At 52.7% G+C, this 22,571-nt stretch carries 22 protein-coding genes and 1 tRNA gene; 16 read left to right on the top strand and 7 right to left on the bottom strand.

Features of this window, described 5'->3' with window-relative positions; genetic code table 11:
- Positions 1-6: 6 nt before the first annotated feature.
- On the bottom strand, positions 7-1,350 hold the full coding sequence (argG, locus tag N7268_RS02830; RefSeq protein ID WP_260861735.1) for an argininosuccinate synthase: 1,344 nt from the start codon (positions 1,348-1,350) through the stop codon (positions 7-9).
- Positions 1,351-1,694: 344 nt separating this feature from the next.
- Between argG and N7268_RS02825 the strand changes: the two genes are divergently transcribed.
- The 12 genes from N7268_RS02825 (at position 1,695) to mtr (ending at position 15,632) form a co-directional block, all read left to right on the top strand.
- Positions 1,695-1,771: transfer RNA gene (locus tag N7268_RS02825), tRNA-Met, on the top strand.
- Between the two features lie 207 nt (positions 1,772-1,978).
- Positions 1,979-2,431, top strand: coding sequence for a ribosome maturation factor RimP (rimP, locus tag N7268_RS02820; protein ID WP_003024996.1), 453 nt, complete (start codon positions 1,979-1,981; stop codon positions 2,429-2,431).
- A gap of 28 nt (positions 2,432-2,459) precedes the next feature.
- Complete coding sequence (gene nusA, locus N7268_RS02815) at positions 2,460-3,947, top strand: transcription termination factor NusA (protein WP_260861734.1); 1,488 nt, start codon at positions 2,460-2,462, stop codon at positions 3,945-3,947.
- A 24-nt stretch (positions 3,948-3,971) separates the two neighbouring features.
- Positions 3,972-6,668, top strand: a complete 2,697-nt coding sequence (gene infB / locus N7268_RS02810) for a translation initiation factor IF-2 (RefSeq protein WP_260861733.1) — start codon at positions 3,972-3,974, stop codon at positions 6,666-6,668.
- A gap of 150 nt (positions 6,669-6,818) precedes the next feature.
- The gene (rbfA, locus tag N7268_RS02805) at positions 6,819-7,223 is read left to right on the top strand and encodes a 30S ribosome-binding factor RbfA (protein WP_003024988.1); all 405 of its coding nucleotides are present in this window, start codon (positions 6,819-6,821) and stop codon (positions 7,221-7,223) included.
- Positions 7,223-8,167 (top strand): tRNA pseudouridine(55) synthase TruB, encoded by a 945-nt coding sequence (truB, locus tag N7268_RS02800; protein ID WP_198905581.1) that lies wholly within the window; start codon positions 7,223-7,225, stop codon positions 8,165-8,167. The genes rbfA and truB overlap by 1 nt, the downstream gene beginning before the upstream one ends.
- 148 nt (positions 8,168-8,315) lie before the next feature.
- Positions 8,316-8,585 (top strand): 30S ribosomal protein S15, encoded by a 270-nt coding sequence (rpsO, locus tag N7268_RS02795; protein ID WP_198905582.1) that lies wholly within the window; start codon positions 8,316-8,318, stop codon positions 8,583-8,585.
- A 251-nt stretch (positions 8,586-8,836) separates the two neighbouring features.
- Positions 8,837-10,972, top strand: coding sequence for a polyribonucleotide nucleotidyltransferase (gene pnp, locus N7268_RS02790; RefSeq protein ID WP_260861732.1), 2,136 nt, complete (start codon positions 8,837-8,839; stop codon positions 10,970-10,972).
- 108 nt (positions 10,973-11,080) lie between these two features.
- Complete coding sequence (nlpI, locus tag N7268_RS02785; protein ID WP_040234121.1) at positions 11,081-11,965, top strand: lipoprotein NlpI; 885 nt, start codon at positions 11,081-11,083, stop codon at positions 11,963-11,965.
- 105 nt (positions 11,966-12,070) lie between these two features.
- Positions 12,071-12,151, top strand: a complete 81-nt coding sequence (gene yrbN / locus N7268_RS02780) for a protein YrbN (RefSeq protein ID WP_010723222.1) — start codon at positions 12,071-12,073, stop codon at positions 12,149-12,151.
- Positions 12,144-14,117 carry a DEAD/DEAH family ATP-dependent RNA helicase gene (locus N7268_RS02775; protein ID WP_260861731.1) on the top strand — a complete coding sequence of 658 codons (1,974 nt, stop codon included), beginning with the start codon at positions 12,144-12,146 and terminating at the stop codon, positions 14,115-14,117. The genes yrbN and N7268_RS02775 overlap by 8 nt, the downstream gene beginning before the upstream one ends.
- A 270-nt stretch (positions 14,118-14,387) precedes the next feature.
- Entirely contained in the window at positions 14,388-15,632 is a 1,245-nt protein-coding gene (gene mtr / locus N7268_RS02770) for a tryptophan permease (RefSeq protein WP_260861730.1), read from the top strand.
- A 46-nt stretch (positions 15,633-15,678) separates the two neighbouring features.
- Here the strand turns inward: mtr and N7268_RS02765 are convergent, their stop codons facing one another.
- The 3 genes from N7268_RS02765 to N7268_RS02755 all read right to left on the bottom strand — a co-directional run bounded on the left by N7268_RS02765 (position 15,679) and on the right by N7268_RS02755 (position 18,649).
- Entirely contained in the window at positions 15,679-16,686 is a 1,008-nt protein-coding gene (locus tag N7268_RS02765) for a luciferase-like monooxygenase (protein WP_260861729.1), read from the bottom strand.
- Between the two features lie 80 nt (positions 16,687-16,766).
- Positions 16,767-17,645: a U32 family peptidase gene (locus tag N7268_RS02760; RefSeq protein WP_260861728.1), complete on the bottom strand. Its 879-nt coding sequence runs from the start codon at positions 17,643-17,645 to the stop codon at positions 16,767-16,769.
- Between the two features lie 8 nt (positions 17,646-17,653).
- A complete protein-coding gene (locus N7268_RS02755; RefSeq protein WP_198905589.1) occupies positions 17,654-18,649 on the bottom strand; it encodes a peptidase U32 family protein in 996 nt (331 codons plus the stop codon).
- A 218-nt stretch (positions 18,650-18,867) separates the two neighbouring features.
- Here N7268_RS02755 and N7268_RS02750 point away from each other — a divergent pair, with 218 nt between their 5' ends.
- Together N7268_RS02750 and N7268_RS02745 are read left to right on the top strand one after the other, a co-directional pair.
- Positions 18,868-19,392 carry an SCP2 domain-containing protein gene (locus N7268_RS02750; protein ID WP_198905590.1) on the top strand — a complete coding sequence of 175 codons (525 nt, stop codon included), beginning with the start codon at positions 18,868-18,870 and terminating at the stop codon, positions 19,390-19,392.
- Positions 19,386-19,889: a GNAT family N-acetyltransferase gene (locus N7268_RS02745; RefSeq protein WP_198905592.1), complete on the top strand. Its 504-nt coding sequence runs from the start codon at positions 19,386-19,388 to the stop codon at positions 19,887-19,889. Before N7268_RS02750 ends, N7268_RS02745 begins: the two co-directional genes overlap by 7 nt.
- Here the strand turns inward: N7268_RS02745 and N7268_RS02740 are convergent.
- On the bottom strand, positions 19,876-20,175 hold the full coding sequence (locus N7268_RS02740; RefSeq protein ID WP_198906353.1) for a GIY-YIG nuclease family protein: 300 nt from the start codon (positions 20,173-20,175) through the stop codon (positions 19,876-19,878). The two genes, N7268_RS02745 and N7268_RS02740, sit on opposite strands and share 14 nt — an antisense overlap.
- A 52-nt stretch (positions 20,176-20,227) precedes the next feature.
- Between N7268_RS02740 and N7268_RS02735 the strand changes: the two genes are divergently transcribed.
- Entirely contained in the window at positions 20,228-20,656 is a 429-nt protein-coding gene (locus tag N7268_RS02735; RefSeq protein WP_260861727.1) for a YhbP family protein, read from the top strand.
- A 38-nt stretch (positions 20,657-20,694) separates the two neighbouring features.
- Positions 20,695-21,342: an NAD(P)H-binding protein gene (locus N7268_RS02730; RefSeq protein WP_260861726.1), complete on the top strand. Its 648-nt coding sequence runs from the start codon at positions 20,695-20,697 to the stop codon at positions 21,340-21,342.
- Between the two features lie 48 nt (positions 21,343-21,390).
- On the opposite strand, the gene dolP is transcribed toward N7268_RS02730, so the two are convergent.
- Both dolP and diaA read right to left on the bottom strand, forming a co-directional pair.
- Entirely contained in the window at positions 21,391-21,966 is a 576-nt protein-coding gene (gene dolP / locus N7268_RS02725; protein ID WP_198905598.1) for a division/outer membrane stress-associated lipid-binding lipoprotein, read from the bottom strand.
- A gap of 9 nt (positions 21,967-21,975) precedes the next feature.
- Complete coding sequence (diaA, locus tag N7268_RS02720; protein WP_048213380.1) at positions 21,976-22,566, bottom strand: DnaA initiator-associating protein DiaA; 591 nt, start codon at positions 22,564-22,566, stop codon at positions 21,976-21,978.
- Positions 22,567-22,571 lie beyond the last annotated feature (5 nt).

Here is a 22,571-nt window from a genome sequence, read left to right as displayed (position 1 = left end):
TGATGTTTACTTCGCTTTGTTTTCCAGATTCTCAACCTGTGGCAGGCCCGTCGTGGAAGATGCGCTCAGCAGACCAGACTGCGCATAACCGAACAGCTTCTCGCGGGTATCGGTGATATCCAGATTGCGCATGGTCAGCTGACCGATACGATCGTCCGGTGAGAATACGGAGTCGCCTTTTTCCATTGTCAGACGTTCTGGTTTATAAGTCAGATTGTCAGACACGGTGTTGAGGATCGAGTAGTCATTACCGCGACGCAGTTCCAGCGTCACTTCGCCGGTGATCTGGCTGGCCACCCAACGTTGCAGGCCATCACGCAGCATCAATGCCTGAGAGTCGAACCAACGACCCTGATACAGCAGACGACCAAGCTGGCGACCGTGAGCGTGATATTGCTCAATGGTGTCTTCGTTATGAATGCCGGTCAGCAGACGCTCGTAAGCGATGTGCAGCAATGCCATCCCCGGGGCTTCATAGATCCCACGGCTCTTCGCTTCAATGATACGGTTTTCAATCTGATCGCTCATGCCCAAACCGTGACGGCCACCGATGCGGTTGGCTTCGAGCATCATCTCAACATCGTCGCTGAAGGTCTTACCGTTCAGTGCAACGGGATGACCCTGTTCAAAACGCACAGTGACTTCCTCTGCCGGGATCTTCACGCTTTCATCCCAGAACTTCACGCCCATAATCGGGTTAACGATTTTGACGCTGGAGTTGAGGAACTCGAGATCTTTCGCTTCGTGCGTGGCACCGAGCATATTGGAGTCGGTGGAATAGGCTTTTTCGACAGACATTTTGTAGTCGAACCCGCAGGCGATCATAAATTCAGACATCTCATGGCGGCCGCCGAGCTCATCGATAAAATCGGTATCCAGCCACGGTTTGTAAATCTGCAGTTCCGCATTGGTCAACAGACCATAGCGGTAGAAACGCTCAATATCGTTTCCTTTATAGGTGCTGCCGTCACCCCAGATATTCACGCCATCTTCTTTCATTGCAGCAACCAGCATGGTGCCGGTAACCGCACGGCCCAGCGGAGTGGTGTTGAAATAAGTCAGGCCACCGGTGGTGTTATGGAATGCGCCACATTGAATCGCTGCGATCCCTTCGGCAACCAGCTGCTTCCGGCAATCAACCAGGCGAGCGTTCTCAGCACCATATTCCATTGCGCGGCGAGGAATGGCGTCATAGTCATCCTCATCCGGCTGGCCCAGATTCGCAGTATATGCATATGGGACAGCCCCTTTTTGTCGCATCCACAGCAGTGCAGCACTGGTGTCCAGGCCGCCGGAAAAAGCGATACCAATACGTTGACCTACCGGGAGATGCTTGAGAATCGTCGTCATAAAATAAAACCCTGCTTGATAGACTGGTGAAGAGGTCGGTTTTTATATTGAGTGCATTTTTATGCAAAATAAATGAGTTTTCATTTAATCATCTTTTCAGGATGACAGGAAGAGTTTAGTGGCAATTTCGTTAAATAACGGCGTGGAGGGTCGATTTATCTGTGATGGTTCCCACTTGTTTTGCGCTGAGTGGCATTCATTCATTTGCATAGCAGTAACAAGGTTGACATAAGGCATACGTAATCAATATACTGTGCGCAGATTTTACGTCCCGTCCTCGGTACCAAATCCCAGCAGTATTTGCATCTTTTACCCAAAGCGAGTAAAATTTGCCACGTTTCAGGCGCGGGGTGGAGCAGCCTGGTAGCTCGTCGGGCTCATAACCCGAAGGTCGTCGGTTCAAATCCGGCCCCCGCAACCACTTTCCCTTAGAGTTCTTTTTCAAATATACTGTGAAGACTTAGGCCTTCGTAGCTGGATTTGAAAAAAATTCTTTCGGAAGGTTCTCCGAACCGCAGGTGCGGTTATAGGGTTCAGTTATCTAAAGCCCCGATTTATCGGGGTTTTTTGTTATCTGACTACAGAATAACTGGGCTTTAGGCCCTTTTTTTATGTCTTGGGGGTGGGCTTGTCCACATTAGAGCAAAAATTAACAGAGATGATTACAGCGCCAGTTGAAGCCTTGGGGTACGAGCTGGTCGGCATCGAATTTATTCGCGGTCGCACATCCACACTGCGCATCTATATTGATAGTGAAGATGGCATCAATGTTGATGATTGTGCTGATGTGAGCCACCAGGTCAGCGCCGTGATGGATGTCGAAGACCCCATTACCGTTGCTTATAACCTGGAAGTCTCCTCACCGGGTCTCGACCGTCCTCTGTTCACGGCTGAACACTATGTGCGTTTCCTGGGTGAAGAAGTTACGCTGGTTCTTCGTATGGCGGTACAAAACCGTCGTAAATGGCAGGGCGTTATCAAAGCGGTGGATGGTGAGATGATCACTGTCACAGTCGAAGGTAAAGATGAAGTGTTCGCGCTGAGTAATATCCAGAAGGCGAACCTGGTTCCCCACTTTTAACAGTCTGGATTGAGGTGAAAAGCCCGCGATGAACAAAGAAATTTTGGCTGTTGTTGAAGCCGTATCCAACGAAAAAGCGCTGCCACGCGAGAAAATTTTTGAAGCGCTGGAAAGTGCGCTGGCTACAGCAACAAAGAAAAAATATGAGCAAGAGATCGACGTTCGTGTAGAAATCGATCGTAAAAGCGGTGATTTCGATACCTTCCGCCGTTGGGTGATTGTGGAAGAAGTCACCCAGCCAACGAAAGAAATTACGCTGGAAGCGGCACGTTTCGAAGACGAAAGTCTGAACGTGGGCGAATATGTTGAAGATCAGATTGAATCTGTGACCTTTGACCGTATCACTACCCAGACCGCAAAACAGGTTATCGTACAGAAAGTACGTGAAGCTGAACGTGCGATGGTTGTTGATCAATTCCGCGAACACGAAGGCGAAATCGTCACCGGTGTGGTGAAGAAAGTAAACCGCGACAACATTTCTCTGGATCTTGGCAGCAATGCTGAAGCCGTCATTCTGCGTGAAGACATGCTGCCGCGTGAAAACTTCCGTCCGGGTGACCGCATTCGTGGCGTACTGTACTCCGTTCGCCCGGAAGCGCGTGGTGCGCAGCTGTTCGTTACGCGTTCCAAACCAGAAATGCTGATTGAACTGTTCCGCATTGAAGTGCCAGAAATTGGCGAAGAAGTGATCGAAATTAAAGCGGCGGCTCGCGATCCGGGTTCTCGTGCGAAAATCGCAGTGAAAACCAACGATAAGCGTATTGATCCCGTCGGTGCGTGTGTGGGTATGCGCGGTGCGCGTGTTCAGGCGGTTTCTACCGAGCTGGGCGGCGAGCGTATCGATATCGTCCTGTGGGATGATAACCCCGCACAATTCGTGATCAATGCAATGGCGCCAGCAGACGTCGCTTCTATCGTGGTGGATGAAGATAAACACACCATGGATATCGCGGTTGAAGCCGGTAACCTGGCTCAGGCGATTGGACGTAACGGTCAGAACGTCCGCCTGGCTTCACAACTGAGCGGTTGGGAACTCAACGTAATGACCGTTGATGACCTGCAGGCTAAGCATCAGGCTGAAGCGCATGCAGCCATTGATACCTTCACCAAATATCTCGATATCGATGAAGATTTCGCGACTGTTCTGGTGGAAGAAGGTTTTGCGACGCTGGAAGAACTGGCCTACGTGCCAATGAAAGAACTGCTGGAAATCGACGGCCTTGATGAACAGACCGTTGAAGCGCTGCGCGAGCGTGCTAAAAACGCACTGACCACTCTGGCACTGGCCCAGGAAGAAAGCCTCGGTGATAACAAGCCGGCTGACGATCTGCTGAATCTGGAAGGATTAGATCGCGATATGGCCTTCAAACTGGCTGCCCGTGGTGTTTGTACGCTGGAAGATCTCGCTGAACAGGGCATTGATGATCTGGCTGATATCGAAGGGTTGACCGACGAAAAAGCCGGTGAGCTGATTATGGCTGCCCGTAATATTTGCTGGTTCGGCGACGAAGCGTAATAAACTGTAGCAGGAAGGAACAGTATGACAGATGTAACCGTAAAAACGCTGGCTGCAGAGATTCAGACCTCCGTGGATCGCCTGGTTCAGCAATTTGCTGATGCTGGTATCCCGAAGTCTGCTGATGATTCTGTGTCCGCACAAGAGAAACAGACCTTACTGGCGCACCTGAACCGTGAAAACGGATCTGCGCCGGATAAGTTGACATTGCAGCGTAAAACGCGCAGTACTCTCAATATTCCAGGTACCGGTGGAAAAAGCAAATCGGTACAAATCGAAGTCCGCAAGACACGCACCTTTGTAAAACGCGATCCGCAAGAGGCTGAACGCCTGGCCGCGGAAGAGCAGGCGCAGCGTGAAGCGGAAGAGCAAGCCCGTCGTGAAGCAGAAGAAGCTGCTAAACGCGAGGCGCAACAAAAAGCTGAACGTGAGGCCGCAGAACAAGCTAAACGTGAAGCCGCTGATAAAGCGAAACGTGAAGCTGCGGAAAAAGACAAAGTGAGCAATCAACAGACCGACGATATGACTAAAACCGCCCAGGCCGAAAAAGCCCGCCGTGAAAATGAAGCCGCAGAACTGAAGCGTAAAGCGGAAGAAGAAGCGCGTCGTAAGCTTGAAGAAGAAGCGCGCCGTGTGGCTGAAGAAGCCCGTCGTATGGCGGAAGAAAATGCCGGTGTTTGGGCAGAGCAAGAGAAAGAGAAAGTGGAAGATGATAAGAGCGATTATCACGTCACCACTTCTCAGCACGCTCGCCAGGCTGAAGACGAGAACGATCGTGAAGTAGAAGGCGGTCGTGGCCGTACTCGCAGCGCGAAAGCAGCGCGTCCAGCGAAAAAAGGCAACAAACACGCTGAATCTAAAGCTGACCGTGAAGAAGCGCGTGCAGCGGTTCGCGGCGGTAAAGGCGGCAAGCAGCGTAAAGGTTCTTCTCTGCAGCAGGGCTTCCAGAAGCCAGCTCAGGCTGTTAACCGTGACGTTGTGATCGGCGAAACCATCACCGTTGGCGATCTGGCGAACAAGATGGCGGTTAAAGGCTCTCAGGTCATCAAAGCGATGATGAAACTGGGTGCAATGGCCACTATCAACCAGGTCATTGACCAGGAAACCGCACAGCTGGTTGCCGAAGAGATGGGTCACAAAGTTATCCTGCGTCGTGAAAACGAGCTGGAAGAAGCGTTAATGAGCGACCGTGATATGGGCGCTGCTGCTGAACCTCGTGCGCCGGTTGTGACCATCATGGGTCACGTTGACCACGGTAAAACCTCTCTGCTGGACTACATTCGTTCAACGAAAGTGGCCTCTGGCGAAGCGGGCGGCATTACTCAGCACATCGGTGCGTACCACGTTGAAACTGACAACGGTATGATCACCTTCCTGGATACCCCGGGTCACGCCGCGTTTACCTCTATGCGTGCTCGTGGTGCGCAGGCAACGGATATCGTTGTTCTGGTTGTTGCAGCAGACGACGGCGTGATGCCGCAGACCATCGAAGCTATCCAGCACGCGAAAGCGGCAGGTGTGCCGGTGGTAGTTGCAGTCAACAAAATTGATAAGCCAGAAGCGGATCCTGATCGCGTTAAAAATGAACTGTCCCAGTACGGTATCATGCCGGAAGAGTGGGGCGGCGAAAGCCAGTTCGTTCACGTATCAGCGAAAGCCGGTACCGGTATCGACGAACTGCTGGATGCCATCCTGCTGCAGGCCGAAGTTCTGGAACTGAAAGCGGTTCGCAAAGGTATGGCGAGCGGCGCGGTTATCGAATCCTTCCTGGATAAAGGTCGTGGTCCGGTTGCTACCGTTCTGGTTCGTGAAGGTACGCTGAACAAAGGCGATATCGTTCTGTGTGGCTTTGAATATGGCCGCGTTCGTGCAATGCGTAACGAACTGGGTCAGGAAGTACTGGAAGCAGGTCCGTCCATTCCGGTGGAAATCCTGGGTCTGTCCGGTGTTCCGGCTGCCGGTGACGAAGTGACCGTCGTTCGTGACGAGAAGAAAGCGCGTGAAGTTGCACTGTACCGTCAGGGCAAATTCCGTGAAGTTAAACTGGCTCGTCAGCAGAAATCTAAACTCGAGAACATGTTTGCGAACATGACTGAAGGCGAAGTTCACGAAGTGAATATTGTCCTCAAAGCCGACGTTCAGGGTTCTGTGGAAGCGATCTCCGATTCTTTACTGAAACTGTCTACCGACGAAGTAAAAGTGAAGATCATCGGTTCTGGCGTGGGTGGTATCACCGAAACCGACGCAACGCTGGCTGCGGCATCCAACGCGATTCTGGTTGGCTTCAACGTACGTGCTGATGCCTCTGCACGTAAAGTGATTGAAGCTGAAAGCCTGGATCTGCGTTACTACTCCGTCATCTATCATCTGATCGACGAAGTGAAAGCAGCGATGAGCGGCATGCTGTCTCCGGAACTGAAACAGCAGATCATCGGTCTGGCTGAAGTTCGTGATGTGTTCAAATCACCGAAATTTGGTGCGATCGCGGGCTGTATGGTTACCGAAGGTACGATTAAACGTCATAACCCGATCCGCGTACTGCGCGACAACGTGGTTATCTATGAAGGCGAGCTGGAATCCCTGCGCCGCTTCAAAGATGACGTTAACGAAGTTCGTAACGGCATGGAATGTGGTATCGGCGTTAAGAACTACAACGACGTTCGCGTTGGCGATATGATCGAAGTGTTCGAGATTATCGAGATCAAACGTACCATCGCATAATCTTCGTCGTCTTTTGGGCCACTGTTATGTGCAACCCAAAATCCTTAGAAGATGATTAGGTGTAAGCCGGGTAAGCGAAGCGCCACCCGGCAATGAAATTTAAAAAGGGGCTTATGGCCCCTTTTTTGTCTTTATTCTGGAGAATTTATTATGGCGAAAGAATTTGGTCGCCCGCAGCGTGTGGCCCAGGAGATGCAAAAAGAGATCGCACTCATCCTGCAACGCGAAATCAAAGATCCACGTGTAGGTATGATGACGACCGTTTCTGGCGTTGAGATGTCCCGTGACCTGGCGTATGCCAAAGTGTTCGTGACGTTCCTGAACGACCAGGACGAAGCTGCTGTGAAAAACGGGATTAAAGCACTGCAGGAAGCCTCTGGTTTTATCCGCTCTCTGCTGGGTAAAGCGATGCGTCTGCGTATCGTGCCTGAGCTGACCTTCTTCTACGACAACTCGCTGGTCGAAGGGATGCGCATGTCTAACCTGGTGACCAGCGTGGTGAAACATGACGATGAACGTCGTGTGAACCCTGCGGACGACAGCAAGGAGGACTGATGAGTCGTCCTCGTCGTCGTGGTCGCGACATTCATGGTGTCCTGCTGTTGGATAAGCCGCAGGGCATGTCCAGTAATGACGTGCTGCAGAAAGTCAAACGTATCTACAATGCCAATCGTGCCGGCCATACCGGCGCGTTGGATCCGTTGGCGACCGGCATGCTGCCAATCTGCCTCGGGGAAGCGACAAAGTTTTCGCAGTATCTGCTGGATTCTGACAAACGCTACCGCGTAGTTGCCCGTTTGGGACAGCGTACTGATACCTCCGATGCGGATGGGCAAATCGTGCAGGAGCGTCCGGTGACGTTTACCCCGGAACAGCTGGCTAGCGCGCTGGAAACCTTTCGCGGCGATATCGAACAAGTCCCTTCAATGTACTCAGCGTTAAAGTATCAGGGTAAAAAACTGTACGAGTATGCGCGTCAGGGCATCGAAGTGCCGCGTGAAGCGCGTCCGATTACCGTCTATGAACTGCTGTTTATTCGCCACGAAGGTCACGAACTGGAGCTGGAAGTGCATTGCTCCAAAGGGACGTATATTCGTACGATCATTGACGATCTGGGCGAGAAGCTGGGATGCGGTGCGCATGTGACATATCTGCGTCGCCTGACAGTCAGTAAATATCCGGTAGACCGTATGGTCACACTGGAGCATTTACGCAGCCTGGTTGAGCAGGCAGAAGAGCAAAATATTCCGGCAGCGCAGTTGCTTGATCCGCTGTTGATGCCAATGGACAGTCCGGCATCGGACTATCCGGTGGTTAATCTCCCTTTAACGTCGTCGGTTTACTTTAAAAATGGTAATCCGGTGCGTACGACGGGCGTACCGTTGGAAGGCCTGGTTCGCGTGACGGAAGGTGACGAAGGCAAGTTTATCGGCATGGGTGAGATAGACGATGAAGGTCGTGTCGCTCCCCGTCGCCTGGTGGTTGAGTATCCTGCATAGCGCTCTCTGTCTTGCGATAAAAGGGCGCTGCGAGTAGAATACTGCCGCTTAACGTTGCGTAAATTTTTTAACAGTTCGCGCGGCGTACACTGGGATCGCTGAATTAGAGATCGGCGTCCTTTCATTCTTAATACTTTGGAGTTTTAAAATGTCTCTAAGTACTGAAACTACAGCTAAAATCGTTTCTGAGTTCGGTCGTGATGCAAACGACACCGGTTCTACCGATGTTCAGGTTGCTCTGTTGACTGCACAGATTAACCACCTGCAGGGCCACTTTGCAGAGCACAAAAAAGATCACCACAGCCGTCGTGGTCTGCTGCGCATGGTTTCTCAGCGTCGTAAACTGCTCGACTACCTGAAACGTAAAGATGTTGCACGCTACACCGCGCTGATCGAGCGTCTGGGTCTGCGTCGCTAATTCTTTCGAGTTTCAGAAAGAGGGGGCCTTCATGGCCCCTTTTTTCCAGCAGATGGCAGCAATTCGCTGGAAACTAATGTATTGTTGCTATAAATGATCTTCCGTTGCAGAGGTTCGCGCGGCTAATGAGAGGCTTTACCCAATGAATGTGGGTTAGGGTTGTCATTAGTCGCGAGGATGCGCAGAAGATCGGGTATTAACGATGGCGCATAGATCAATGTGCCGTCCAAAAATAGAGAAAGGATATTATTTTGCTTAATCCGATCGTTCGTAAATTCCAGTACGGCCAACACACCGTCACTCTGGAAACCGGCATGATGGCGCGTCAGGCGACAGCAGCCGTTATGGTTAGCATGGATGACACTGCGGTATTCGTTACCGTTGTAGGTCAGAAAAAAGCGAAGCCGGGCCAGGATTTCTTCCCGTTGACCGTTAACTATCAGGAGCGTACCTACGCTGCTGGCCGTATCCCGGGTAGCTTCTTCCGTCGTGAAGGCCGCCCAAGCGAAGGCGAAACCCTGATTGCGCGTCTGATTGACCGCCCGGTTCGTCCGCTGTTCCCGGAAGGTTTCGTTAACGAAGTTCAGGTTATCGCGACCGTTGTTTCCGTTAACCCACAGGTTAACCCGGATATCGTGGCAATGATCGGTGCATCTGCTGCGCTGACTCTGTCTGGCATCCCATTCAACGGCCCGATCGGTGCTGCACGTGTTGGTTACATCAATGACCAGTACGTACTGAACCCGACTCAGGACGAACTGAAAGAAAGCAAACTGGATCTGGTTGTAGCGGGTACTGAAGCTGCCGTACTGATGGTTGAATCCGAAGCAGAATTGCTGAGCGAAGACCAGATGCTGGGCGCAGTCGTATTCGGTCACGAACAGCAGCAGGTTGTTATTCAGGCTATCAACGAGCTGGCGAAAGAAGCTGGCAAACCGCGTTGGGACTGGCAGCCAGAAGCCGTCAACGAAGCGCTGAATGCACGCGTTGCCGCCCTGGCAGAAGCGCGCCTGAGCGACGCTTACCGTATCACCGACAAACAAGAGCGTTATGCTCAGGTTGACGTGATCAAATCTGAAACCATCGCGACGCTGGTGGCTGAAGACGAAACCCTGGACGCTAACGAGCTGGGTGAAATCCTGCACGCTATCGAGAAAAACGTTGTTCGTAGCCGCGTACTGGCAGGCGAGCCGCGCATCGATGGTCGTGAAAAAGACATGATTCGTGGTCTGGACGTGCGTACTGGCGTTCTGCCGCGTACTCACGGTTCAGCACTGTTCACCCGTGGCGAAACTCAGGCGCTGGTTACTGCGACCCTGGGCACCACGCGTGACGCGCAGAGCCTTGACGAACTGATGGGCGAGCGTACTGACAACTTCCTGTTCCATTACAACTTCCCTCCGTACTGCGTAGGCGAAACGGGCATGGTCGGTTCTCCGAAGCGTCGTGAAATTGGTCACGGTCGTCTGGCGAAGCGTGGCGTGCTGGCTGTTATGCCGGAACTGGATAAATTCCCGTACACCGTGCGTGTGGTTTCTGAAATCACCGAATCTAACGGTTCCTCTTCTATGGCTTCCGTATGTGGTGCTTCTCTGGCGCTGATGGACGCAGGCGTGCCGATTAAAGCGGCTGTTGCGGGTATCGCGATGGGTCTGGTGAAAGAAGGCGACAACTACGTTGTTCTGTCTGACATCCTGGGCGACGAAGACCACTTGGGCGATATGGACTTCAAAGTGGCGGGTTCCCGCGACGGTATCTCTGCACTGCAGATGGATATCAAAATTGAAGGTATCACCAAGGAAATCATGCAGGTTGCTCTGAACCAGGCTAAAGGTGCGCGTCTGCACATCCTGGGTGTGATGGAACAGGCGATCAACGCGCCACGCGGTGACATTTCTCAGTTCGCTCCGCGTATCCATACGATCAAGATCAGCCCGGACAAGATCAAAGACGTTATCGGTAAAGGCGGTTCTGTTATCCGTGCCCTGACCGAAGAAACCGGCACCACCATCGAAATCGAAGATGATGGTACTGTGAAGATTGCTGCGACCGATGGCGAGAAAGCAAAATATGCAATCCGTCGTATCGAAGAGATCACCGCAGAAATCGAAGTGGGCCGTATCTACAACGGTAAAGTGACCCGTATCGTTGACTTTGGCGCATTCGTTGCCATTGGTGGCGGTAAAGAAGGTCTGGTTCACATCTCTCAGATCGCCGACAAGCGCGTAGAGAAAGTGACCGATTACCTGCAGATGGGTCAGGAAGTACCGGTTAAGGTTCTGGAAGTTGATCGTCAGGGCCGCGTACGTTTAAGCATTAAAGAAGCAACTGAGCAGTCTCAGCCTGCCGCTGCACCGGAAGCTCCGGTGAGCCAACAGGGCGAGTAAGGTTGCCATTGCCCTCCGTGAAAGCGGAGGGCCTTTAACCCGGCAGGATGCCTTGTTAGCAACCGGGGAACAGGACGTTCATTCAATCGTTGTCTTCGGGAGTGGGAAATGAAGCCTTTTTTGCGCTGGTGTTTCGTTGCGACAGCACTCACGCTGGCTGGATGCAGTAATTCCACCTGGCGTAAGAGTGAAGTCCTCGCAGTACCACTGCAACCGACTTTACAGCAGGAAGTGATTCTGGCACGTATGGAACAAATTCTTGCCAGTCGGGCTTTAACCGATGACGAACGCGCACAGCTTTTATATGAGCGCGGAGTGTTGTATGATAGTCTCGGTCTGAGGGCACTAGCGCGGAATGATTTTTCACAAGCGCTGGCAATCCGACCAGATATGCCTGAAGTATTCAATTACTTAGGTATATATTTAACGCAGGCAGGCAATTTTGATGCTGCCTATGAAGCGTTTGATTCTGTACTTGAGCTTGATCCAACTTACAACTACGCGCACTTAAATCGCGGTATCGCATTGTATTACGGCGGTCGCGACAAGTTAGCGCAAGATGATCTGCTGGCGTTTTATCAAGACGATCCCAATGATCCTTTCCGCAGTCTGTGGCTTTATCTCGCTGAGCAGAAGCTCGATGAGAAGCAGGCTAAAGAAGCGTTAAAACAGCGCTTCGAGAAATCGGATAAAGAGCAATGGGGATGGAACATTGTCGAGTTCTACCTGGGCAACATTAGCGAAGCAACGCTGATGGAACGCCTGAAGGCGGACGCAACGGATAACACCTCGCTCGCTGAGCATCTCAGTGAAACCAACTTCTATTTAGGTAAGTACTACCTAAGTCTGGGGGATTTGGACAACGCTACGGCATTGTTCAAACTGGCGGTGGCTAACAACGTTCATAACTTTGTTGAGCACCGATACGCATTGTTGGAATTATCGCTCCTGGGCCAGGACCAAGATGACCTGGCAGAATCGGACCAGCAATAGCTGACGTACACATCAGCCCGTAATCTTTTTGATTGCCATCACCTTCACGGGTGAGGGCGTTGTTGTTCGTTAATACACCTACTTTGAGCCGGTTCACACTTTTCAATGAAAATTGCAGATCAATTTCATGATGAGTTATGTAGACTGGCCGCCATTAATTTTGAGGCACACGTACTACATGGCTGAATTCGAAACCACTTTTGCAGATCTGGGCCTGAAGGCTCCTATCCTTGAAGCCCTTAACGATCTGGGTTACGAAAAACCATCTCCAATCCAGGCAGAGTGCATTCCGCATCTGCTGGGCGGTCGCGATGTTCTGGGTATGGCCCAGACAGGTAGCGGCAAAACTGCAGCGTTCTCTTTACCGCTGCTCAACAATCTTGATCCTGAGCTGAAGGCACCTCAGATTCTGGTGCTGGCACCGACCCGCGAACTGGCGGTTCAGGTTGCAGAAGCCATGACGGATTTCTCTAAACACATGCGCGGCGTGAACGTGGTTGCCCTGTACGGCGGCCAGCGTTATGACGTGCAATTACGTGCCCTGCGTCAGGGGCCGCAGATCGTTGTCGGTACGCCAGGTCGTCTGCTGGATCACCTGAAGCGTGGTACGCTGGATCTCTCTAAACTGAGTGGTCTGGTACTGGACGAAGCCGATGAAATGCTGCGTATGGGCTTCATCGAAGACGTTGAAACCATTATGGCGCAGATCCCGGATGGTCATCAGACCGCGCTGTTCTCCGCGACTATGCCGGAAGCGATTCGTCGTATTACCCGCCGCTTTATGAAAGAGCCGCAGGAAGTGCGCATTCAGTCCAGCGTAACGACGCGTCCTGACATCAGCCAGAGCTACTGGACTGTCTGGGGTATGCGTAAAAATGAAGCGCTGGTGCGTTTCCTGGAAGCTGAAGATTTTGATGCGGCGATCATTTTCGTTCGTACCAAAAATGCAACTCTGGAAGTGGCAGAAGCGCTGGAGCGTAGCGGTTATAGCAGTGCTGCACTGAACGGTGACATGAACCAGTCCCTGCGTGAGCAGACTCTGGAACGTCTGAAAGACGGCCGCCTGGATATTCTGATTGCGACTGACGTTGCGGCCCGTGGCCTCGACGTTGAACGTATCAGCCTGGTTGTTAACTACGATATCCCGATGGACTCCGAGTCTTACGTTCACCGTATCGGTCGTACGGGTCGTGCGGGTCGTGCGGGTCGTGCGCTGCTGTTCGTTGAGAACCGCGAGCGTCGTCTGCTGCGCAACATCGAACGCACCATGAAGCTGACCATTCCGGAAGTTGAACTGCCGAACGCAGAACTGCTGGGCAAACGCCGTCTGGAAAAATTCGCCGCGAAAGTACAGCAGCAGCTGGAAAGCAGCGATCTGGATCAGTACCGTGCTCTGCTGGCAAAAATGCAGCCGGAAGAAGAGCTGGATATCGAAACGCTGGCTGCAGCACTGCTGAAAATGGCTCAAGGCGAGCGCCCTCTGATCCTGCCGCCAGATGCGCCGATGCGTCCGAAACGTGAATTCCGTGACCGTGACGATCGTGGTCCGCGTGATCGCAACGATCGTGGCCCGCGTGACCGCAATGACCGTGGTGGTGAAGATCGTCCGCGTCGTGAACGTCGTGACGTTGGCGATATGCAGCTGTACCGCATTGAAGTGGGTCGCGATGACGGTGTTGAAGTCCGTCACATCGTTGGTGCGATTGCTAACGAAGGTGATATCAGCAGCCGTTACATCGGTAACATCAAGCTGTTTGCTTCCCACTCCACCATCGAACTGCCGAAAGGTATGCCGGGCGACGTGCTGCAGCACTTTACCCGTACCCGCATCCTGAACAAGCCGATGAACATGCAGCTGGTTGGCGATGCAGTACCGCACACGGGTGGTGAGCGTCGTGGCGGTGGCCGTTTCAGCGGTGAGCGTCGTGAAGGCGGTCGTGGTGAAGGTCGTGGCTTTGGCGGCGAGCGTCGTGAAGGCGGTCGTGGAGAAGGTCGTGGCTTTGGCGGCGAGCGTCGTGAAGGCGGTCGTGGTGATGGTCGTCGTTTCAGCGGCGAACGTCGTGAAGGTAGCCGTGGTCCACGTCGTGACGACTCTTCTGCTCCGCGTCGTGATGATTCTGCTGGCCGTCGTCGTTTCGGCGGTGACGCATAAGCTTCTTAGCTTGTACTCTAAATAATTCGAGTTGCAGGAAGGCGGCAAGGGAGTGAGTTCCCAGGAGCATAGATAACTATGTGACTGGGGTGAACGAGCGTAGCCAACGCACATGCAATTTGAAGTATGACGAGTATAAAAGCGTAAAGTAAACTATACAGCCCCGATCTCAACAATCGGGGCTTTTTTTATTTTAATTGTACTCGTGTACTGGTACAGTGCAGCACATTGATATGTAGTCACAATATAAATGACTGGAGAGATGGCTGAATGGCAACACTAACCACCACCCAAACATCACCTTCGCTGCTCGGCGGCGTAGTGATCATCGGCGGCACAATTATTGGCGCGGGGATGTTTTCCCTGCCTGTAGTCATGTCCGGTGCGTGGTTTTTCTGGTCAATGGCCGCTCTGATCTTTACCTGGTTCTGCATGCTGCATTCCGGGCTGATGATCCTGGAAGCTAACCTCAACTACCGGATTGGCTCCAGCTTCGACACCATCACTAAAGATTTGCTGGGTAAAGGCTGGAACGTGGTGAACGGCATTTCGATTGCTTTCGTTCTCTATATTCTGACTTATGCATATATTTCTGCGAGTGGTTCGATCCTGCATCACACCTTCTCTGAGATGTCGCTGAATGTTCCGGCGCGTGCTGCAGGTCTGGGCTTCGCCCTGCTGGTGGCGTTTGTGGTGTGGTTAAGCACAAAAGCGGTTAGCCGAATGACGGCGATTGTGCTGGGTGCGAAAGTGATAACCTTTTTCCTGACATTCGGCAGCCTGTTGGGGCACGTTACGCCGACGACATTGTTTAATGTGGCGGAAAGCAACGCGTCTTATACACCGTATCTGTTAATGACCCTGCCGTTCTGTCTCGCGTCATTTGGCTACCATGGCAACGTGCCGAGCCTGATGAAGTACTACGGTAAGGATCCGAAGACTATCGTTAAGTGTCTGGTGTACGGTACGCTGCTGGCATTGGTGTTGTATACCGTATGGTTGCTGGGCACGATGGGGAATATCCCGCGTCCAGAATTTATTGGTATTGCACAGCAGGGCGGCAACATTGATGTGCTGGTACAGGCGCTGAGTGGTGTGCTGAACAGCCGTAGCTTGGATTTACTGCTGGTGGTGTTTTCTAACTTTGCGGTCGCGAGTTCATTCCTCGGCGTGACGCTGGGCTTGTTTGACTATCTGGCGGATCTGTTTGGTTTTGATGACTCGGCGATGGGACGTTTTAAAACAGCATTACTGACTTTCGTTCCGCCGATTGTCGGTGGCCTGTTGTGGCCGAACGGTTTCCTGTATGCCATTGGTTATGCAGGACTTGCGGCAACCATCTGGGCGGCGATTGTTCCGGCGTTGCTGGCGCGTAAATCCCGCGAGCGTTTCGGCAGCCCGAAATTCCGCGTCTGGGGAGGTAAGCCGATGATTGCGCTGATCCTGGTCTTTGGTGTGGGCAACGCGCTGATACATATCCTGTCGAGCGTTAATCTGTTGCCGGTATACCAATAAGTCGTTGTGCTGCCCGGTAAGCGAAGCGCTACCGGGCAAAAAAACACTACCCTACTAATGCTTCCTTCACATCCATCGCTAATCCGAACGAATGCAGGCGCGCCTGATGATCGAAAATCTGTCCGTTAACCATAATCTCATCGGCTTGGGTTTCACGCAGAATGGATTCCAGACCGTGGCGGATTTTCGCTTTATCACCGACCAGCGACATCCTTAACGCCTGTTGCACGCCATACTGCTCTGAAGCGGACCACAGTTGATGCATATTCTCTACCGGCGGCGGTAACTGCCCGGTTTCACCCCGGCGCAGCTTCATGAATGCCTGCTGCATGGAAGTAAAGAGAAACTCAGCGTCGCGATTGCTATCAGCAGCAATGATATTGATACACACCATTGCGTAGGGTTGTGCCAGACGCTCAGAGGGTTTGAACTGGGTACGATACAAATGGAGCGCCTGATGCAGCATATCGGGCGCAAAATGCGAGGCGAAGGCAAACGGCAGGCCGAGCTGTGCCGCCAGCTGTGCGCTATACAGGCTGGAACCCAGCAACCAGACGGGAATTTGCTCGCCGTAGCCAGGTACCGGGCGCACGTGTGGATTGGGATCGCGGGCGTCAAACCAGTCCACCATTTCGCTTACATCACGTGGGAAGTTATCGACATCACCGCTCATATGGCGGCGTAACGCGCGCATCGTAGGCTGATCGCTACCCGGTGCGCGGCCAAGACCCAGGTCGATACGACCGGGGTATAGCGTATTCAATGTCCCGAACTGCTCGGCAATCACCAACGGTGAATGGTTAGGCAGCATGACCCCGCCAGAGCCCAGATGCAGCGTTGTGGTATTCGCCGCCAGATAGCCAATCAGCACCGACGTCGCAGCACTGGCAATGCCAGTCATATTGTGGTGCTCCGCCAGCCAGTAGCGATGATAGCCCTGCTTTTCAGCCAGGCGAGCGAGATCGAGAGAGTGGGAGAACGCTTCTCGCGCCGAGGAGCCTTCGGGGATCGGTGCCAGATCCAGCACCGAGAACGGAATGGTTTTATCAGTCATAACGGCTCACTTTGTTACCGATTAATCTTTAATACTGCATTAAAGAGTAGTTAACGTTGTTAACAAAGTGAGCTATTTACTTATGCCTGTAACGCCAGTCCGGCAATACGTTTCCAGTATCCGTTGCAGTCGCTGTGCGCGGCAAGGGGTAATGGCGAACCGCCATTTTCGTTGGCGCGGAAGGCATCAAGCATGGCGAATGTCTCGGTTCCTGATGGGGACAGGCGCACGATATCCACGACCCCTTGCATGGAAGTCAGTTCATTTCCGAGGTTGTAGACATAGCCGCTCATGGTCTGGATCCCGTTCAGGACAAAGACCTGCTGATTCTCCTGAGACAAGACATCACGCCCATTTGGGTACTTAATGCAGCAGGTTTCGCATTCATCTTTGGGGCGGTCTTCGGAGCGTGCAGTAAAGCAGCGGGCAGAGTACGCCAGCGGCAGATGCCCATAGCTGAGAACTTCCACTTCAAACTGGTTGCGAATACCCAGTTCGTCGCACTGGTTGAGCAGATTCACCAGCCAGTCGCGGGAAAGCTCAACGGGCATGCACCAGCGCACCATGCCTTGCTTAAGCAGCAGACGCAGCGTGACCGCGTTGTAGCAGTTAAGCGCATGGCCAGCCACAAACGGCAGTTTACGCTCTGCACACATGTTGACCACGCCGAGGTCACTGGCTTCCAGCAGAAAGTCGCCGTTTTCCACGTAACGCTTCAGCTCCCCCAGTTCCGATGAAGCCTGAACCAGCGCCAGCGTAGACAGCACGACTTGCTTACCGCTGCCTGCGAGCGATTTTGCCATATCGATCCAATCACCCACTTTCGTGGCGCGGCGTTTGCTGCACACGGCTTCACCGAGGTAGATAATGTCGGCATTGCTGGTGGCGGCCTGCTGATAAAAATCTTCCAGCGTTTCTTTCGGCCAGTACCACAGCACCGGCCCTAAGGAATATTTCATTGCTTCTCTCACTGCCATTTACGGTGATACGCGCCAAGCGTCGTTTGCGTGCCTTCGGACATGGAACCGAGAGTCTCCATCCAGGCAGCCTGCGGTGCGTAATTTTTGGGGTCGGCGATGCAGCGATCGATCGCCTGACGCCACACCTTCGCCACCTGGCTTACATAGGCCGGGCTACGCTGACGACCTTCGATTTTCACCGAAGCGATATTTGCAGCCAGCAGTTCAGGCAGCAATTCCAGCGTATTCAGGCTGGTGGGTTCTTCCAGTGCGTGATAGCGCTCACCGTCAACCAGATAGCGGCCTTTGCACAGCGTTGGGTAACCGGCGTTTTCGCCATCCTGATAACGGTCGATCAGCACTTCGTTCAGGCGAGATTCCAGCCCCTGCGGAGTTTGCTGCCAGCGGACAAAGCGGGCTGGGGAGCAGGCGCCTACGGTATTCGGCGATTCGCCCGTCAGGTAAGATGAGAGGTAGCAGCGGCCTTCCGCCATAATGCACAGGCTACCAAAGGCAAAGACTTCTAACGGAACCGGCGTCACGCGAGCGAGTTGTTTCACCTGATGAATGGAAAGTACGCGCGGAAGTACAACGCGTGCGACGTCAAAATTGCGATGATAGAAATTAATGGCTTCTTCGTTGGTCGCAGATGCCTGAACAGAGACATGGCGCTCAATATGAGGGTAGCGCTCTGCGGCATACTCAAGCATAGCGAGGTCAGCGAGAATGAGCGCATCCGCACCCAACTGCGCCGCCATATCAACGGCACGTTGCCAACGTGCGTAACCATCCGGGTGGGCAAAGGTGTTAATCGCAATGTGCAGTTTACGGCGGTGTTGATGGACAAAACTGACCGCTTCCTGCAATTTTTTCTCGGTAAAATTAAGGCCGGCGAAATGACGGGCGTTGGTGTCATCTTTCAGCCCGATGTAAACAGCATCAGCGCCGTTCTCGATGGCCGCCTTAAGCGCCGGGAGATTTCCGGCAGGGCAGAGCAGCTCCATAATTTATCCTGAACGTTGCGCCTCTGGGCGCAAAAATGTTAACGAAGAGGGATTTTAGTTAACCTTGCTGCGACAATTTTTGATTTAAGGCAGTTAAAGTGGCATTGGTGATACCAATAATTGACCAGGGAAATCGAACGTAATTGTTGATTTATGCCGCTATGTCGTTTATTTGATATGGCAAAATAGCAGGACAATTGAAACAGGGAGTAAAGCTCGTGTTGGATAAACTGCGTTCACGCTTAGTGCATTTTGGTCCTTCTTTGATGAGTGTACCGGTTAAACTGACGCCCTTTGCGCTGAAGCGACAGGTTCTGGAACAGGTCCTGAGCTGGCAATTTAGCCAGGCGCTGGCTGATGGGGAGCTGGAGTTTCTGGAAGGTCGCTGGTTAAGCATTCATGTCCGTGATATTGGCCTCAGATGGTACACCTCTGTTGACAACGGCAAGCTTATTGTCAGTCAGAACGCAGACGCTGATGTGAGTTTCAGCGCTGATGCCAGTGATTTATTGATGATTGCGGCGCGTAAGCAGGACCCGGATACGCTTTTCTTCCAGCGTCGTCTGGTGATTGAAGGCGATACTGAATTAGGGCTATATGTGAAAAATCTGATGGATGCCATTGAGCTGGAGCAGATGCCGAAAGCACTACGCGTCGTGCTTCTGCAGTTGGCGGATTTTGTTGAGGCGGGTATGAAACATTCGCCAGAAACCAAACAGACCTCGGTAGGTGAACCATGCTGATTCGAGTTGAAATTCCCATTGATGCCCCTGGTATTGATGCGCTGTTGCGTCGTTCATTCGAGAGCGATGCAGAAGCAACGTTAGTACACGACCTGCGTGAAGACGGTTTGTTGACGCTCGGTCTGGTTGCTACTGACGATGAAGGTCAGGTAGTCGGTTATGTCGCCTTCAGCCCTGTCGATGTTCAGGGTGAAGATCTGCAGTGGGTCGGTATGGCGCCGTTGGCGGTGGATGCAAACTACCGTGGGCAGGGGCTGGCACGTCAACTGGTCTATGAAGGACTGGACTCTTTAAATGAGTTTGGCTATGCGGCAGTCGTCACGTTGGGCGATCCGGCATTGTACAGCCGCTTTGGTTTTGAGCTCGCGGCTCATCATGATTTGCATTGTCGCTGGCCGGGCACAGAAAGCGCTTTCCAGGTCCATCGTCTGGCAGATGATGCGCTAAATGGTGTGACGGGGTTGGTGGAATACCACGACCACTTTAATCGTTTTTAAGCGCCGGGGTTTGCAGGCTAGCCAGTAGCGCCTCAAGCCCTTCGCCTTCGACAAGGCGTTCTTTCTGACGTTTTGTGAGTTGCTTTACCCGGTATTCGACGCGCAGGGCCAGTGACCGATCGCCTACCTGCGCCGAAAACGCCAGCGTTAATTTTCCTTTCCCACGCAAGGCTTTTGCGCCTTTTCCGGTTTGATGCTGTTTATAACGACGTTCCACATCGGTGGTAATTCCGGTGTAAAGCGCGTTATCTGCTGTGCGAATCAGATACAGATACCAGGATGTCATCATTGTCTTCAGCGTGTTACGTTTCAGGTGCCCAGTATAAGAGAGAACAGAGATGGAAACACTTACCGCGATATCCCAGTGGCTGGCGAAACAGCATGTTGTCACCTGGTGTGTACACCAGGACGGAGAGCTGTGGTGCACGAATGCTTTTTATCTGTTTGATGCACAAAATGTCGCGTTCTACGTGCTTACCGAAGAGAAAACCCGTCATGCTCAGATGTCTGGCCCACGCGCGCCCATCGCCGGTACGGTAAACGGGCAGCCTAAAACGGTGGCGTTAATTCGTGGCGTGCAGTTTAAAGGAGAGATTCGGCGTCTGGAGGGGGAAGAAAGTGACAGGGCGCGTAAGCTCTATAACCGTCGCTTTCCGGTTGCCAGAGCCCTGAATGCGCCGGTGTGGGCGATTCGTCTCGATGAAATCAAGTTCACGGATAACACCATGGGTTTTGGTAAAAAAATGCACTGGCAGCGTGATCTATAGTTAGAAGAGTGAAAGCGGGCGCAGGGGAAGGAAAAACGATGAGTCAGGTGTTAATTACAGGCGCGACGGGGCTGGTTGGCGGGCATTTATTGCGTATGCTGCTGAATGAACCCCGGGTTCACGCCATCACTGCCCCGACACGTCGGCCGCTGGCTGATACGGTGGGGATCTATAACCCTCATGATCCACAACTGACCGATGCCCTGGCGCAGGTGACCGATCCGGTCGATATTGTTTTTTGCTGTCTGGGCACCACCCGACGCGAAGCGGGCAGTAAAGAGGCGTTTATTCATGCCGATTATACGCTGGTGGTCGATACGGCACTGACGGGGCGTCGCCTGGGGGCGCAGCATATGCTGGTGGTGAGTTCGATGGGGGCTAATGCTCACTCTCCCTTCTTCTATAACCGGGTAAAAGGTGAGATGGAAGAGGCGCTGATTGCTCAGAACTGGCCACGGCTAACGATTGTTCGGCCTTCGATGTTGTTGGGGGAGCGGGAGAAACAGCGAACGAATGAAATGCTCTTTGCACCGTTGTTCAGGTTGCTGCCCGGAAACTGGAAATCGATTGAGGGGCGGGATGTCGCGCGGGCAATGCTGGCAGAAGCGATATCGCCGGAGCATGAAGGCGTCGCAATTCTGACATCTTCTCAACTTCGCGAAAGGGCAAAACGGTTGGCAGAATAGAATAAGGATGCAGGCCCGGTCAGCAATCGCTGCCGGACCGTTCGTCCGTTACTTAATGAACGTAAAGGCTGTGGTGACGCGTTTCACACCGCTGACCCGGCTGGCGATATCCGCAGCAGCCTTCGCTTCACGCTCGGTGACCAGACCCAGCAGGAACACTTCCCCATTTTCGGTTGTCACTTTCACGTTAGACGATTTCACTTGATCGCTGGTGAGCAACTGAGAACGCACTTTGGTGGTGATCCAGGTGTCGTTAGAGGCTTCACCCAGACCAATTGGCTGACCCTGACGGATCTCGTTATAGACTTCCGTTGTGCCTTCTACACCCATAGCAATTTGTTTTGCTCGTGCAGACAGTTCGCTATTAGGCGACTGACCAACCAGTAGCACCTTACCCTGATAAGCGCTGACGTTGATGCGCGCTTCTTTCTTAATCTGGGCATCTTTTGACAACGCCGTATTGACGCGTAATTCCAGGGTTCCATCATCTACCTGGGTGCCGACACTGCGAGGGTCTGTTGCGGCTTTCGTGCCGACAGCAGCAGTTCCGACAACGGCGGCAGCTACACAGCCTTGCAACAGCAACGCAGAAATGATGACTGCGAGCGGTGAAAATGCCTTCATGTGTACTCCTTAATCATCCTGGTGAGGAAAAAGCGTGTTATCGATGAGATCGCAAAGGCAGTTGACCGTCAGCATATGCATTTCTTGAATGCGGGCGCTGTGGTGGGAAGGGATGCGAATTTCAACATCCTGTGGCCCTAATAACCCGGCCAGTTCTCCCCCGTCATAACCGGTCAGCGCGACGATAGTCATGTCACGCGTAACGGCTGCCTCAACGGCCTTTACGATATCGCGGCTATTACCACGCGTAGAAATGGCCAACAGAACATCGCCTGCATGTCCCAGCGCACGGACTTGTTTGGCATAAACTTCGTCGTGCAGGCGGTCGTTGGCAATCGCAGTTAAGACCACATTATCAGTATTTAGTGCAATCGCAGGTAAACTTGGGCGTTCTGTTTCAAAACGGTTGATCATGCTGGCAGCAAAATGCTGTGCGTTGGCAGCGGACGTCCCATTACCACAACAGAGAATTTTGTTGCCATTGAGCAGGGATTGAACCAGCGTCATGGCCGCACGGGAAATCGCATCCGGGAGCGCTTCAGCTGCAGCTATTTGAGTTTGAATGCTTTCTGTAAAGCAGACTTTAATTCTGTCTAACACGCTAA

The sequence above is a fragment of the Citrobacter sp. Marseille-Q6884 genome (assembly GCF_945906775.1).
Lineage (GTDB): Bacteria > Pseudomonadota > Gammaproteobacteria > Enterobacterales > Enterobacteriaceae > Citrobacter.
The sequence above is the reverse complement of the archived record's forward strand: the minus strand, read 5'-3'. Positions and strand labels throughout refer to the sequence as shown.

What these genes read in the sequence shown, in the direction of transcription:
- N7268_RS02775 (WP_260861731.1), top strand. Translation starts at nt 12,144, where the DNA reads ATGGCTGAATTCGAAACCACTTTTGCAGATCTGGGCCTGAAGGCTCCT.
- N7268_RS02745 (WP_198905592.1), top strand. Translation starts at nt 19,386, where the DNA reads ATGCTGATTCGAGTTGAAATTCCCATTGATGCCCCTGGTATTGATGCG.
- rpsO (WP_198905582.1), top strand. Translation starts at nt 8,316, where the DNA reads ATGTCTCTAAGTACTGAAACTACAGCTAAAATCGTTTCTGAGTTCGGT.
- yrbN (WP_010723222.1), top strand. Translation starts at nt 12,071, where the DNA reads ATGAAAATTGCAGATCAATTTCATGATGAGTTATGTAGACTGGCCGCC.
- mtr (WP_260861730.1), top strand. Translation starts at nt 14,388, where the DNA reads ATGGCAACACTAACCACCACCCAAACATCACCTTCGCTGCTCGGCGGC.
- N7268_RS02735 (WP_260861727.1), top strand. Translation starts at nt 20,228, where the DNA reads ATGGAAACACTTACCGCGATATCCCAGTGGCTGGCGAAACAGCATGTT.
- nusA (WP_260861734.1), top strand. Translation starts at nt 2,460, where the DNA reads ATGAACAAAGAAATTTTGGCTGTTGTTGAAGCCGTATCCAACGAAAAA.
- nlpI (WP_040234121.1), top strand. Translation starts at nt 11,081, where the DNA reads ATGAAGCCTTTTTTGCGCTGGTGTTTCGTTGCGACAGCACTCACGCTG.
- dolP (WP_198905598.1), bottom strand. Translation starts at nt 21,966, where the DNA reads ATGAAGGCATTTTCACCGCTCGCAGTCATCATTTCTGCGTTGCTGTTG.
- N7268_RS02765 (WP_260861729.1), bottom strand. Translation starts at nt 16,686, where the DNA reads ATGACTGATAAAACCATTCCGTTCTCGGTGCTGGATCTGGCACCGATC.
- truB (WP_198905581.1), top strand. Translation starts at nt 7,223, where the DNA reads ATGAGTCGTCCTCGTCGTCGTGGTCGCGACATTCATGGTGTCCTGCTG.
- infB (WP_260861733.1), top strand. Translation starts at nt 3,972, where the DNA reads ATGACAGATGTAACCGTAAAAACGCTGGCTGCAGAGATTCAGACCTCC.
- N7268_RS02755 (WP_198905589.1), bottom strand. Translation starts at nt 18,649, where the DNA reads ATGGAGCTGCTCTGCCCTGCCGGAAATCTCCCGGCGCTTAAGGCGGCC.
- N7268_RS02760 (WP_260861728.1), bottom strand. Translation starts at nt 17,645, where the DNA reads ATGAAATATTCCTTAGGGCCGGTGCTGTGGTACTGGCCGAAAGAAACG.
- rbfA (WP_003024988.1), top strand. Translation starts at nt 6,819, where the DNA reads ATGGCGAAAGAATTTGGTCGCCCGCAGCGTGTGGCCCAGGAGATGCAA.
- argG (WP_260861735.1), bottom strand. Translation starts at nt 1,350, where the DNA reads ATGACGACGATTCTCAAGCATCTCCCGGTAGGTCAACGTATTGGTATC.
- N7268_RS02730 (WP_260861726.1), top strand. Translation starts at nt 20,695, where the DNA reads ATGAGTCAGGTGTTAATTACAGGCGCGACGGGGCTGGTTGGCGGGCAT.
- N7268_RS02740 (WP_198906353.1), bottom strand. Translation starts at nt 20,175, where the DNA reads ATGACATCCTGGTATCTGTATCTGATTCGCACAGCAGATAACGCGCTT.